The sequence below is a fragment of the Thalassobacillus devorans genome (genome assembly GCF_900176565.1).
Lineage (GTDB): Bacteria > Bacillota > Bacilli > Bacillales > Halobacillaceae > Thalassobacillus > Thalassobacillus devorans_A.
This window is the reverse complement of record NZ_FXEH01000006.1, coordinates 1,302,117-1,316,236: the sequence shown is the minus strand read 5'-3', so window position 1 is coordinate 1,316,236 and position 14,120 is coordinate 1,302,117. Positions and strand designations below refer to the sequence as shown.

The following is a 14,120-nucleotide window of genomic DNA, read 5'->3' as shown; positions in this document are numbered from 1 at the left end:
TGTGAAAAAGATAGGAATTACCTGTTACCCCACAGTGGGGGGCTCTGGGGTAATAGCGACAGAATTAGGAAAATTACTAGCAGAGGAAGGACACGAGATCCATTTCATCACCTCTCAAGTCCCGTTTCGGTTAAACCGGATTTACTCCAATATTTTTTACCATGAAGTAGAAGTGACCAATTACCCGGTATTCAGTCATCCTCCATATGACCTGGCACTTGCAAACAAAATGGCTGAAGTCATCAACCGGGAAAAGCTTGATATCCTCCATGTTCATTATGCGATGCCTCATGCTATTTGTGCAATTCTTGCTAAACAAATGGCAAATCATGAGGTTAAAATAATAACAACCTTGCACGGTACGGATATTACCGTTCTCGGAATAGATTCTAGTATGAAAAATATTATTAAATTTGGGATTGAGCAGTCAGACCGGGTGACTACTGTTTCAAAAAGTCTGGCGGAACAGACCAAAGAGATGTTGTCGATAACGAGGGAAATGGACGTCCTATATAACTTTGTGGATGAACGGGAATATTTTCGCCACTCCGATCGAAACCTCAAAGAACAGTATCATATTGACCAGGAAGAAAAGGTTATCATTCATATTTCAAATTTCAGGAAAGTAAAAAGGGTGGCAGATGTCGTTCATGCCTTTCATCAAATAGCAGCGGAAATACCTTCAAAGCTGTTGCTTGTCGGAGATGGTCCCGAGTTCTCTAATACGTATCAATTAGTTCAGGATCTCGGTCTGCAGGACCATGTACTATTTTTAGGAAAACAAGAGAACGTGTCGGAGCTCCTTTCCATTTCCGACCTTAAACTGCTGCTTTCAGAAAAAGAAAGCTTTGGCCTTGTCCTGCTGGAAGCAATGGCTTGCGGAGTACCTTGTATTGGAACGAATACAGGTGGAATACCAGAAGTTATTTTACATGGAGAAACTGGTTATATTACTGATATCGGAGACATCGAAGATATCAGTAAAAAAAGTATAGAAATCCTGGCAAATAAAGACATCTGGGAGAAATTCTCTAAACAAAGCGAACAGCGTGTTAAAGAAGAGTTCCATTCACAAGAGATATTGAAACAATACGAGGCTCTTTATGATAAGGTGTTGAATAATGAACGTTAAAATCAATCAAATTCCAGCATTCCAACAAGCACTTCCCGTCCTGGAGCGAATCGAGAAACATGGCTTTCAAGCTTTCTTTGTTGGCGGTTCTGTACGTGACGCCTTAATCGGCAAGGGTATTGGTGATGTTGATATAGCTAGTTCTGCTACTCCCCAGGAAATTCAGGCACTATTTAAAAAAGTGATCCCTGTGGGGATTGAGCATGGAACTGTAATTATCAGATACGAAGGGGAATCCTATGAAGTAACTACTTTTCGTTCTGAATCAGGATATGAAGACCATCGCCACCCGGATAAGGTTGAATTTGTTACCGATATCGAGCAAGACCTGGCCCGCAGAGACTTTACGATCAATGCCTTGGCATTGGACAGAGATGGGAAGGTTATCGATCCTTTTGAGGGTGTGAAAGCAATCGAAGACAAACAGATAAAGGCGGTTGGCGACCCTTTGGAACGATTCCAAGAGGATCCGCTTCGTATTATGCGTGCTATCCGGTTTAGCAGCCAACTAGGCTTTCGTATAGAGAAAGGCACTTCTGCAGCTATCCATAAGCAGGGAATTTGGTTAAAGGAGATAGCTGTTGAGCGAATTGCTGTGGAATTTGAAAAGTTATTTCGAGGCGAACATCTGATTCAGGCTGTAGAAGCATGTATACAATCGGGCATCCATCGTTTTTTCCCTGTGTTCCAGCAACACCCGTTTCTATTTGAATACGCAAAAGAAATCACCTATCCTCTCGATGATTTTGCGGAACTTATCAGCTTCTTTGTTTTCCATCACCCGGAACTCACCGTGGATGAATGGGTGAAACAATGGAAGCTTTCCAGGCGGGTTAAATATGAGGCAAAAGCTTATGTAGAGGCTCTGGAGCAATATAAACTTCATGGTCTGGATGAATGGCTGGTCTATAACATGCCTCCTCATTTGGATAAGGGCTTTATCCGGCTTGTCGGCCTCCTTTTCCCGGCTATATCCAGCGGAGTTGCAAATAAATTAACATACATCAGAAAGAATTTAGTGATTACGGATCGTAGTGATATTGAATTTAAGGCCGTTCACCTAATGGAACTGTTTCCGCACGTTCCAAAGGGGCCTTGGATAGGTGAACTGCTTGCTTCCCTGGAGAAGAAGGTAGTTTCCAGGGAACTTGCGAACGATTATAATGAAATAAAGGAGTGGGTACAGGCATGGAATCCACCCGGCAAAGATTGATTAAAATTCTGGAAAGCAATAAAAACGCTTACCTTTCAGGGCAGGAGCTTTCCAAGCGATTGAATGTTTCCAGAACTGCTGTCTGGAAACATATGAAGGAACTGGAGAAGGATGGTTACAAGATTGAAGCTGCCCCGCGTAAAGGGTATCGAATTGTCGCTTTTCCCGATAAAGTGACCAAGAATACGTTAAGATGGGGATTAAATACAATACGGATAGGCAAGGAAATCTTTCATTATGAGCAAGTAGGTTCAACACAGGAAATCATTCACCAGTTAGTCAAGGAAGGATACGGCCATGGAACAGTAGTAGTCGCGGACGAGCAAGTAAAAGGGAAAGGGCGAATGTCAAGACCATGGCATTCCGGCAAAAACCAGGGAATCTGGATGAGTTTATTATTGAAACCGGAATTGCCGCCAGTTCAGGCTCCCCAAATAACCTTGCTCACGGCCGTGGTGCTGGCAGAGGTGTTCGCTTCTGTAACCAAGCTCACCCCTCAAATTAAATGGCCGAATGATATATTGATTAATCATAAAAAAATAGCCGGAATATTAACAGAAATGCAAGCGGAACAGGATCAGATTCAATATATCGTGCTCGGCATCGGGATAAATGTTAATCATGATCAGCAGAGTATCCCGGAAGATATCAGACACAAAGCCACCTCATTGAAGATAGAGTCCCAAAAATCGTGGGAAATCAATTGGCTGATCCAGCTCATCCTCGAGACCTTTGAAAATACATACGAGCAGTTTCTCGATAAAGGTTTCCAAGCCGTTAAGGAAAAATGGGGAAAATATGGATATAAAATCGGAGAGGAAGTTACTATATCCACGATGCGAAAAACATGGCCGGCTACATTGGTCGGCATTGAAAGTGATGGTGCATTATTGACTCGGACAAACGATGGCAAGCAGGAGAAACTTTACTCTGCCGAAATACATTGGGGAGATGATGGCTACAATGCTAACCCGTAAACAAATGCTTGATATGAAGAATAGTAACGAAAAAATTGCGATGGTAACTGCTTATGATTATCCCTCTGCCAAACTTGCAGAAAATGCAGGCGTGGACATGATTTTAGTAGGGGATTCTTTAGGGATGGTCGTACTCGGTTATGATTCAACCATTCCTGTGACGGTGGATGATATGATTCATCATGGCAAAGCCGTAAGGCGTGGGGCTGGCAACACGTATGTCGTAGTTGATATGCCGTTTATGTCTTATCATATTTCCTTAGAAGATTCGTTAAAGAATGCGATGAAGATCTACCAGGATACCCAGGCCCAGGCATTGAAGGTGGAAGGTGCCGGAAACGTGTTACCTACAATCGAACGACTTACAGAAGGCGGGATCCCTGTAGTTGGTCACCTGGGGTTGACCCCTCAATCCGTCAATGTGCTGGGTGGTTATAAAGTACAAGGAAAACAAAAAGAAGCAGCAGCACAATTGGTGGAGGATTCCCTCGCTGTAGAAAGAAGCGGTGCCATTGCACTTGTACTGGAATGTGTACCAAAGGAACTGGCGGCATTGATAAGTGAACAGCTCTCCATTCCTACCATCGGTATAGGAGCTGGCGCTGGCTGTGACGGTCAAGTGCTGGTTTATCATGACATCCTGAACTACGGAGTGGACAGGCTGCCTAAATTTGTCCAAACGTATGGTGATGCAAACCAACACTTTGCAGAGGCGCTTGGAAATTATGTTAAAGAGGTTAAGGCTCATGATTTCCCGGCCGAAGCGCATACGTTCACCATGGATCCATCCTATTTGCCGTCTGTTAATGGTGAGGAAAAATGAAAATTATCGACTCACCAGATATAATACAGAAGAAAGCTAGTGAATTTAAAGCCCAAGGGAAGAAAATAGGCTTTGTGCCAACGATGGGTTATTTGCATGAAGGGCATGAACAGCTAATAAAAAAGGCGAAGGAAGAAAATGATATAGTAATTCTGAGCATTTTTATCAACCCGCTTCAATTCGGTGAAGGAGAGGATTTGGATCGCTATCCAAGGGATGAAGTCCATGACCAGACGGTTGCACAAAAACTCGGAGTGGATTTGCTTTTTTTTCCTACAGAACAAAGTATGTACCCTACTGAATCCGCAATGCAATTAAGCGTCAATAAAAGAACGGATGTATTATGTGGAAAAAGCCGTCCAGGTCATTTTGACGGTGTTGTTACGGTAGTGGCCAAGCTTTTTCATTTATGCCAGCCCACGAAGGCTTATTTCGGTATGAAAGATGCCCAGCAGGTGGCAGTCGTAAAAGCACTGGTCGATGATTTGAATTTCCCGGTAGAAATTGTACCTGTAGCCACAGTGAGAGAGCAGGATGGATTGGCGAAAAGCAGCCGGAATGTTAATTTAAATGCCCAGGAACGCAAGGAAGCGCCGATAATTTTTACGGCCTTGCAAAAAGGGCGCGAAATGATTCGGAGTGGCGAGCAGGATTTGGAAAATGTTAAGACTGCTGTAAATACATTTATTGAAACACATACTCATGGTAAAATAGACTATGTTGAATTACTATCCTACCCGGAGCTGGAAAATATCGATCGTCCCAAAGGACAAATGATAATAGCCGCAGCTGTACAATTTGAAAAAGCAAGGCTAATCGACAACCTGGTATTCGACAGCAGCGGGGCGGTAATTACAGGATGACTCTTTAGGAGGAGAACATAATGTTTCAGACCATGATGAAAGCTAAAATACACCGGGCCCGTGTCACGGAAGCAAATTTGAATTATGTCGGCAGTATTACAATAGATCAGGATATTATGGACCAAGTAGGTATCCTTCCACACGAAAAGGTGCAAATTGTAAATAACAATAATGGCGCCCGACTGGAAACCTATGTGATTGCAGGTGCTAGAGGGAGTGGGGTCGTCTGTCTGAATGGGGCCGCTGCCCGACTGGTCCAGCCGGATGATATCATCATCATTGTTGCTTATGCTATGTTATCGGAAGAAGAGTTAGTTGATTTTAAGCCGAAGATAGCTTTAATGGATGAGGATAATCAAGTATTGCGAGTCATTGAGGAAGAGCCTCCTTTAACAGCAGTTACCAACTGACGAAGGCCAGGCTGTTCATATATGCTTAACATGGGGATTCTCGCTTCATCACAAAGCGGAATCCTTTATTATTGTTTGAAACAAGCGAAAGGAGGGGTGGCTTATGGCTAAATTCGTGGTGGTCGATTTAGAGACAACCGGAAATACACCAGCCAAAAACGACCGGATCATCGAAGTAGGTGTGGTTATATGGGAAGATGGAGAGCTAATGGAGGAATTTTCTTCCCTGGTATACCCTGAACAGGACATACCGCCTTTCATAACGAACCTGACTGGTATAACGAATGAACAGGTGGCACATGCCCCTCTTTTTTCTGAAATAGCAGAGGAGATGTATGAAAAGTTCTCAGATGCCTATATTGTGGCTCATAATATCCAGTTCGATCTTGGTTTTTTGAATAAAGAATTTGCTGATTGTGGGCTGAAAGCATTAGATAACCCAGTGATAGATACTGTAGAGCTAGCCCGGATATTACTGCCTCAGTCTCCAGGGTTCAAGCTTGGGCAGCTGGCAGAACAACTGAACATACAACATGAAGATCCTCACCGTGCTTTATCTGACACAAAGGTTACAGTGGACTTATTAGCTCAGTTATTTCAAAAGTTTTCAGAGCTTCCACTACTCACTTTAGAGCAGCTTTTAAAAATGGAAAGTGGATTTAAAAGTGATTTACGCCAATTATTGAACGATGAAATTTCCAGAAAGCTGTACTCCGAGGAAGAAAGCGATGAAATAGATATTATTCATGGATTGGCTGTGAAAAGGGTCGACAATAAAACAGCCGATGAATTTGAAGCAGCTTCTTCTTTTGGTGACTATTTGGATCATCTTTTTCATTCGAAAGATGGCCTGTCATCCATTGTCTCTGGTTATGAGTATCGAGAAGGTCAGAAAACGATGGCTGAAACCGTTTATGATGCATTTACATCGGAAGAACATGCCTTGATTGAAGCGGAAACGGGAACGGGGAAATCTTTGGCCTATTTGATTCCTGCCATATATTATGCCTTATCTCAAAAAAAGAAAGTAGTGATCAGCACCTACACAACTCAATTACAGCGCCAATTATTGGAAAAAGAAATACCTCAGGTTCAATTGTTATTTGGAAAGACCTTCGAGATAGCCCTTTTAAAAGGGAAAGAACATTATATCAGTACTCTCAGGTTCAGTAAGGAGTTGAGGGAAGGAAGCCGGGACAATTACGATATTGTATTATCCAAAGCAATGCTGCTTGTCTGGCTTACAGAGACGACCACAGGAGATATCGATGAAATCCAACTGCCTTCTAGTGGAAGATACTTATGGAATCGTATTTCGACCGACCAGGAGGAAGCGGAGGAGACTTGGTCAAAGACCAATAAATACTCCTTTTATCGTAAAGCAAGAAGGCGGGCGGAAGAAGCAGACATTATCATTTCGAACCATTCCTTGTTATGTACGGATTTAACTCTGGAACACGCTTTTATGCCTGAATTCGATCACCTGATAATCGACGAGGCCCATCACTTGGAAACAACGGCAAGTAAATATTTTGGACTTCATATGGATTATGGATTATGGCAAAGTTACTTTAATCAATTAGAAGCCTTGTATACGACTAAGAATTCTACCTGGTCCGAAAAAATGCAAGAAATAATAACAGAAGAGATTCCTTTTTATAAAAACTTAAAGGAAGAAGTAGATGCTCTGTTTCGTTTTTTATTCCATCTGGTCAGGTCAAATAATAAAAAAAACAAAGACCATAGTGACGTTGGCAGAATGCAATTCACCTATCAACAAAAGAAAGTGAAGGCAAAGCAATTATCAGCCATCAAAGAGATGATGGCAAGGCTGGCGGCTGATGTTAATCATTTGGGGCGAGGAATGGACACATTGACGGATCATCTGGCAGCTGAAAATGTATTGACTGATTCCAGTAATTCAGACTTTGTAGAAATGGCTGCTTTTATTCAGAAACTGATACAGATGAAGGATGAGCTGAACCATTATTTATTAAACGAGGATGAAGAGGAAGTAAAATGGCTCGAAATTGACGCCATGGGGGCTCACAATGCTGTTTATTTATACAGCGAACCTGTAAATATCGCTTCCCGACTAAAACAATCCTTGTTCGACGTAAAAGCGAGTGTCATCCTGACTAGCGCCACCCTTACGATGAAGCATTCTTTCCGGTATATTACCGACAGGCTTGGCATAACGGAACTTAATCCTGTACAAAAGAAAATACCTTCACCTTATCCTTTCCATGAGCAGGTACGGTTGATGGTGCCGAATGATTTTCCAGATATTAAAAGCGATCAGGATGACTTTATTACGGCTACATGTGAAGCCATTTACTCCATGGCTCAAATAACGGAAGGCCGGATGCTGGTGTTATTCACTTCCTATGATATGTTAAAAAAAACGTACGAATTATTACGAGAAATCATTATGCCGGAAGAATTCATGTTATTCGCCCAAGGTGTAACAAGTGGGAGCAGGGAACGTTTAAAAAAGAACTTCCAGGCATTTGATCAATCCATTCTGTTAGGAACCAGTTCTTTCTGGGAGGGTGTCGATATCCCTGGAGATGATTTATCCTGCCTTATGATTGTTCGGCTTCCATTCCAGCCACCGAATCATCCGGTGTATCAAGCAAGGGCTGAACGAATGAAAAAAGACGGTAAAAATGCTTTTATGGAACAGTCTTTACCACATGCGGTCATTCGATTCAAGCAAGGTTTTGGCAGGTTGATCCGCTCCAGTACAGACAGAGGTATCGTTTTTGTTTGTGATCAGCGTTTGATCAATGCCAGATATGGCAAATATTTTATCGAATCGATACCAGAAGTACCACTGGAAGTTGACAGTACTTCCAGACTGATGCAAAAAGCGACAGAATGGTTATGATTTTTTCCTCTGCATATGCTAAAGGTGTTAAACTTTTGAAAGATAGCAGGGATGCAGATGAAGAGATTTTTGTTTCTTTTACTGATGGTATGGTTCATTCTTGCTGGTGCAAGTGGGCCGGAACAGTCACAGTATAAACCGAAAGAGCAAAGCCAGGCGGAGATTACATTTTTCAATATCCCTGATGGGGAAGCTACACTGCTCCAATCCGACCGCAGACGAAATTACCTTTTTAATACCGGTGAAACTGCCAGTTTTAAATTACTTAAAGAAGAATTGGAAAAACTGGAAGTGAAAAAAATCAAAGGGATTGTTCTCACAGGGCAGACCAGTGATTATTGTGGTAATTTGAAGGAAGTAGTCACTGATTATGATGTGGAGGAAATTTTTTATACAGGTTCACTAACAGATAATTGCAATGTACCGGATGGTGTATCGACGGTCAGTTGGAAAGAAGGCGATCGAACCCGATTAGACGGTGTGTCCTTACAGGTCATATATACAGAGAATGAACAGATGGCCTTACACCTTTCCTTTCATGAAACTGGAATCATCTTTTTTACGAAAGGAGATCTGGAAGAAGAAGTTCACATTTCCAATAAAGGTTTACCACCTTTTCAAATATTGAAAATTGGAAACTACGGTACAGGAACCTCTCCTACAGAACAATTTCTGGAAAAGACAGATCCTCACCTTGCTGTTTTATTTACAAGAAAAGGGACATCAGTAAATGATGGGCTGATTGAACGGATGCACGGTTTTTGGATGGACGTTTACCGATTGCAGCAGACTGGAACGACCACCATTGAAATAGGTAAAGATCAATACCATGTACCCTCTGACTAGAAAAACCTGGCTTCATCGCCAATCTGTTGGCGAGAGCCTTTGTTTTTCTGTTACTCTTCTCCTTAAAGACATAAAGGTTACATTAAAAAAACTGTGCCCGAAGTCGGGCACAGGATGGTTGTGGGTTAGGTTTTTTATTTTATCTTGAATTCACCATCAATTTCTGATCGGCAAACTGTTATAATGATTAGGTGATGACTTGACGTTACAATATTATTATCTGTTAGAAACATGGTATTATGAGTAGTAAATATTGAGATGAACTGATTTTTTTGGAGGAATTAAAATGGGGAACAAAATTGAAACGTTGTCAACTGTAAAAATAAAACATAGTGATGATCTATACAAAATAGTGGATACATTGAACCGTACGTTGAAAGAAGAAAATTTAATGTTTGGATTGGCGTTAGATGAAGATGATCAAGACACAGCAGTCTTCACGATCTACCGTACCTGATTGGCTGAAATGGACGCTGCTGGCCACCTTTATCCTTGGAATAGTATTGGCCATTTCGGCTTATACATTTTATTCCTCTATTTTGGACCAAAAGCGAGAGGGGTTCGAAAGTTCCAGACAAATAGCTCTGAATGAAACAGAGTTAATTGACATCACTGGTGTTGAAAGGTATAACGGTAACGAGGTCTTTCACATCGTATCCGGTAAAGAGGAAACTGGTGAAAAAGGCTACGCTTTTATTAGTACAGACAAAAAGCAATTGGAAACTTATTTGCAATCAGAAGTGCTTGTTGATTCAGCGAAGCTGAAACAAAGTTGGCAGGAGTCTTGCCGTTCATGTGAATGGCTGGATATCAAATTAGGTCTGGAAGAAAAAAGACCAATATGGGAAATGACCTACATAGATGAGCAGGGCCGTTATGTGCTTGCTCATTATGACGCGAAGTCAGGGGAACGTTATCAGCAATTTGCATTCAAACGATCTTAAGAGGAGTGGAGAAAATGAAATTAGCAAACCGAGTACAAGCATTGACACCATCCAGCACGTTAGCAATTACCGCAAAAGCGAAGGCATTGAAAGCAGATGGGCATGATGTCATCGGCTTAGGAGCAGGAGAGCCTGATTTCAACACCCCGGAGTATATATTGGATGCAGCATCCTATGCCATGAAACAAGGGTTGACTAAATATACGCCTTCTGGCGGGATACCAGATCTTAAACAGGCGATTATTGAGAAATTCTCAAAAGACCAGAACTTAAGCTATAAAGATACACAAATAGTTGTCACCACCGGTGCAAAGCATGCGTTGTTTACGTTGTTCCAGGTCGTCCTTAACCCGGGTGATGAAGTGATTGTGCCTACTCCTTATTGGGTGAGCTATCCTGAACAAGTGAAATTAGCAGAGGGTAAGCCTGTATTTGCCGAAGCAAAGGAAGAGAATGGCTTTAAAATTACTCCAGACCAGCTGGAAGCTGCTATTACTCCTAAGACAAAGGCTGTCATCATCAATTCACCAAGTAATCCAACTGGCATGATGTACTCTAAAGAGGAATTGCAGGAACTAGGAGACATTTGCTTAAAACACGATCTTTTGATTGTATCGGATGAGATTTATGAAAAGCTGATCTATTCAGATGAAGAGCACGTCTCTATCGCTTCCTTATCAGATGACTTGTACAAACAAACGATTGTCATTAACGGTGTTTCAAAATCACATTCCATGACAGGCTGGAGAATCGGTTATGCAGCAGGTGATCCGGAAATCATAAAAGCGATGACCAGCATGGCCTCACATTCCACTTCCAACCCTACTTCAATTGCACAGTACGCTGCTTTAGCTGCTTATACGACAGACGAACATGAAGTAAACAAAATGAAAGAAGCGTTCCGTGAGCGTTTGGAGAAGTTGTATGAATGGCTGGTGGAAATTCCAGGAATAGAATGTGTGAAACCGAAAGGGGCATTCTACCTATTTCCGAATGTGAAAAAAGCAAGCGAGAAGAACGGGTTTGAATCGGTGGATGCATGGGTGGAAGCACTCTTAGAAGAAGAGAAGGTAGCAGTAGTACCTGGCTCAGGCTTTGGTTCTCCGGATAATATTCGCCTTTCTTATGCTACTTCATTAGATCAGTTGGAAGAAGCGGCTAAACGAATCAAACGATTCGTAGAAAATCATTAATCACGTTAGTTGGAGGGAACATTGTGAAAACGACGATAGCTGAAGTGTACAAACATGTAGGGGAAGAAGTGACGATTGGAGCGTGGCTTGCAAATAAGCGCTCCAGTGGCAAAATTGCATTCCTGCAGTTGAGAGATGGAACAGGATTTATGCAGGGAGTGGTTGTGAAAGCAGAAATAGGGGAGGAAAAGTTTCAGGAAGCAAAAAGTCTTACCCAGGAATCTTCTCTCTATGTGACCGGAAAAATTGTAGAAGATACTCGTTCGCCACTTGGGTTCGAAATGCAGGTGACGGACTTTGAACTGATTCATGAAGCGGTGGATTATCCAATTACCCCCAAAGAGCATGGAACAGAATTCTTAATGGATCACCGTCATTTGTGGCTGCGTTCGAAAAAACAACATGCAGTTATGAAGGTTCGTAATGAAATCATTCGGGCGACTTATGAATTTTTTAATGAACAGGGATATGTCAAAGTGGATCCTCCGATTCTTACAGGTGCTTCTGCAGAAGGTACTACGGAACTATTCCATACGAAATACTTTGATGAAGATGCCTATCTGTCTCAATCAGGACAATTGTATATGGAAGCGGCAGCAATGGCACTCGGTAAAGTATTCAGTTTCGGTCCCACCTTTCGTGCAGAAAAATCTAAAACAAGGCGCCATCTGATTGAATTTTGGATGATTGAACCGGAAATGGCGTTCATGGATCATGAGGATAGTCTACAAGTACAAGAGCAGTATGTTTCTCATGTCGTTCAATCTGTTTTGAAAAACTGTAAGATTGAGTTGTCGATACTTGATAGAGACACATCAAAACTTGAAAACATCCAAGCACCATTCCCGCGTATTACCTATGATGAGGCAATTCAGTTAGTGAAAGAAAAAGGGTTTGATGATGTGGAATGGGGAGATGATTTTGGTGCCCCTCATGAAACTGCAATTGCTGAGAGCTTCGACAAGCCTGTCTTCATTACAAACTGGCCGGCCGAAATCAAAGCCTTTTATATGAAACCAGATCCAAAACGTCCAGATGTCGTGTTATGCGCGGACTTGATTGCTCCAGAAGGATATGGAGAGATTATAGGAGGATCTCAGCGCATCGATGATATGGAGCTGATGAAACAACGTTATGAAGAACACGGGCTGACCGGACCAGCATATGAATGGTATCTTCAGCTGCGTCAGTATGGCAGTGTACCGCATTCTGGATTCGGGTTAGGATTAGAGCGTACCGTCGCCTGGATTGCAGGTGTCGAGCATGTACGTGAAACCATACCATTCCCGCGTCTGCTCAATCGTCTATACCCATAATGTAAGTCGCAAATATCTTATTCATAGACCATGCTAACGGACTCCGTGCATGGTCTATATTGTGACCAGCTTAGTTATTGTTTCATGGAGCTCAAGTTAGCTCTATTACTAGAAAAGACATCCAGTATCTATACATTTAAGGTGTGAAAAATATGAGTAATTATCAGCAATATCAGGATATATTGAATGATCAAATGACGCTCTCCAAAAAATTATTGATGAATTATCAATCGATAGGTCTTACGGATGCAGAATTGATAACCGTACTCCAAATCCAGAGGTTTTATTATGATGGCAATCCTTTTCCGACTCCTGCGGAAATTTCAAAATATCTCACTGGCACAGACCAGGATTGCTCTCGTCTGCTTCGCAGTTTGATCAAAAAAAATATTCTGGTAATTGAACAAAAAAGGAACGAAGATGGTATCCTGAATGAATATTACTCTTTTGAACCATTATGGGAAAAACTATATACTGCAGGTGAAGAAGTCCCATCCACGACAGATGCTGCTTCACAGGAGAATTTATTTGTATTGTTCGAACAGGAATTTGGCCGTTTATTATCTCCTTTTGAAATAGAAACGATTAATATATGGCTCGATCAGGATGAACAGCCGCCTTCCTTAATAAAGGCAGCATTGCGTGAAGCTGTTTTGATGGGGAAACTAAACTTCAAATATATAGATCGTATCCTTAGGGAATGGAAGAAGAAGGGGATCCGCAGTGTGGATCAAGCCCGACAGGCCGGTAAACAATTCAGGGGTCAACAGAAGTCGGGAGAAACCGTAAGCCAAAGTTCAAACAAAGATATTTCTTTATATTATAATTGGCTGGAGGAAGAATAGAGGGAGAGATGGACAGTTGCTCAATAAAAAACAAATCGAGTATTGCCTGGATGTTTTCGAAGAAATGTTCCCACATGCTGAATGCGAGTTGAATCATTCTAATCCATTTGATTTATTGATTGCCGTCGTACTTTCTGCCCAATGTACGGATGCGCTAGTAAATAAAGTAACAAAAGACTTATTCAAAAAATATCGCACCCCTGAGGACTACCTGGCAGTACCTTTGGAAGAATTGGAACAAGATATTCGTTCCATCGGTCTATATAGGAATAAAGCGAAAAACATCCGGAAGCTTTCACAGACGCTGCTTGATAAATTTGATGGAGAGGTACCACGGACCAAGGAACAATTAGAAAGTCTTGCGGGTGTGGGAAGAAAAACAGCCAATGTGGTAGCTTCTGTTGCCTTTGAAGAACCAGCTATTGCTGTAGATACCCACGTAGAAAGAGTATCAAAACGGTTGGGTATTTGCAGGTGGAAAGACTCTGTATTAGAGGTAGAGAAGACGTTGATGCGAAAAATACCTAAGGAAAGATGGAGTGAAACACACCATCGTATGATTTTCTTTGGCAGGTATCACTGTAAAGCACAACGGCCTAATTGCGAGGAATGTAAATTACTTGAGATATGTCGAGAAGGAAAAAAACGTATGCGAAAAAGATAAATTC

14 protein-coding genes are annotated in these 14,120 nt (G+C 41.8%); all 14 read left to right on the top strand.

Annotation, left to right across the window (positions count from 1 at the left end):
- Window position 1 precedes the first annotated feature (1 nt).
- Complete coding sequence (bshA, locus tag B9Y67_RS17540) at window positions 2–1,132, top strand: N-acetyl-alpha-D-glucosaminyl L-malate synthase BshA (protein ID WP_085508675.1); 1,131 nt, start codon at window positions 2–4, stop codon at window positions 1,130–1,132.
- Window positions 1,122–2,345: a CCA tRNA nucleotidyltransferase gene (locus B9Y67_RS17535; protein ID WP_085508674.1), complete on the top strand. Its 1,224-nt coding sequence runs from the start codon at window positions 1,122–1,124 to the stop codon at window positions 2,343–2,345. The genes bshA and B9Y67_RS17535 overlap by 11 nt, the downstream gene beginning before the upstream one ends.
- The gene (locus B9Y67_RS17530) at window positions 2,321–3,322 is read left to right on the top strand and encodes a biotin--[acetyl-CoA-carboxylase] ligase (RefSeq protein ID WP_085508673.1); all 1,002 of its coding nucleotides are present in this window, start codon (window positions 2,321–2,323) and stop codon (window positions 3,320–3,322) included. Before B9Y67_RS17535 ends, B9Y67_RS17530 begins: the two co-directional genes overlap by 25 nt.
- Window positions 3,309–4,145: a 3-methyl-2-oxobutanoate hydroxymethyltransferase gene (gene panB / locus B9Y67_RS17525; RefSeq protein WP_085508672.1), complete on the top strand. Its 837-nt coding sequence runs from the start codon at window positions 3,309–3,311 to the stop codon at window positions 4,143–4,145. The genes B9Y67_RS17530 and panB overlap by 14 nt, the downstream gene beginning before the upstream one ends.
- Window positions 4,142–5,008, top strand: a complete 867-nt coding sequence (gene panC / locus B9Y67_RS17520; protein ID WP_085508671.1) for a pantoate--beta-alanine ligase — start codon at window positions 4,142–4,144, stop codon at window positions 5,006–5,008. The genes panB and panC overlap by 4 nt, the downstream gene beginning before the upstream one ends.
- A 20-nt stretch (window positions 5,009–5,028) precedes the next feature.
- Complete coding sequence (gene panD, locus B9Y67_RS17515) at window positions 5,029–5,418, top strand: aspartate 1-decarboxylase (protein ID WP_085508670.1); 390 nt, start codon at window positions 5,029–5,031, stop codon at window positions 5,416–5,418.
- 103 nt (window positions 5,419–5,521) lie between these two features.
- Entirely contained in the window at window positions 5,522–8,308 is a 2,787-nt protein-coding gene (dinG, locus tag B9Y67_RS17510; RefSeq protein ID WP_085508669.1) for an ATP-dependent DNA helicase DinG, read from the top strand.
- A 57-nt stretch (window positions 8,309–8,365) separates the two neighbouring features.
- Window positions 8,366–9,154: a ComEC/Rec2 family competence protein gene (locus tag B9Y67_RS17505; RefSeq protein ID WP_085508668.1), complete on the top strand. Its 789-nt coding sequence runs from the start codon at window positions 8,366–8,368 to the stop codon at window positions 9,152–9,154.
- 286 nt (window positions 9,155–9,440) lie between these two features.
- A complete protein-coding gene (locus B9Y67_RS17500) occupies window positions 9,441–9,611 on the top strand; it encodes a YpmA family protein (RefSeq protein ID WP_085508667.1) in 171 nt (56 codons plus the stop codon).
- A complete protein-coding gene (locus B9Y67_RS17495; protein WP_139823839.1) occupies window positions 9,565–10,098 on the top strand; it encodes a cell wall elongation regulator TseB-like domain-containing protein in 534 nt (177 codons plus the stop codon). Before B9Y67_RS17500 ends, B9Y67_RS17495 begins: the two co-directional genes overlap by 47 nt.
- A 14-nt stretch (window positions 10,099–10,112) precedes the next feature.
- The gene (locus B9Y67_RS17490) at window positions 10,113–11,291 is read left to right on the top strand and encodes a pyridoxal phosphate-dependent aminotransferase (protein ID WP_085508665.1); all 1,179 of its coding nucleotides are present in this window, start codon (window positions 10,113–10,115) and stop codon (window positions 11,289–11,291) included.
- A 23-nt stretch (window positions 11,292–11,314) separates the two neighbouring features.
- On the top strand, window positions 11,315–12,607 hold the full coding sequence (asnS, locus tag B9Y67_RS17485; RefSeq protein WP_085508664.1) for an asparagine--tRNA ligase: 1,293 nt from the start codon (window positions 11,315–11,317) through the stop codon (window positions 12,605–12,607).
- 152 nt (window positions 12,608–12,759) lie between these two features.
- Complete coding sequence (locus tag B9Y67_RS17480; protein WP_085508663.1) at window positions 12,760–13,452, top strand: DnaD domain-containing protein; 693 nt, start codon at window positions 12,760–12,762, stop codon at window positions 13,450–13,452.
- Between the two features lie 16 nt (window positions 13,453–13,468).
- Window positions 13,469–14,116, top strand: a complete 648-nt coding sequence (gene nth, locus B9Y67_RS17475; protein ID WP_085508662.1) for an endonuclease III — start codon at window positions 13,469–13,471, stop codon at window positions 14,114–14,116.
- Window positions 14,117–14,120 lie beyond the last annotated feature (4 nt).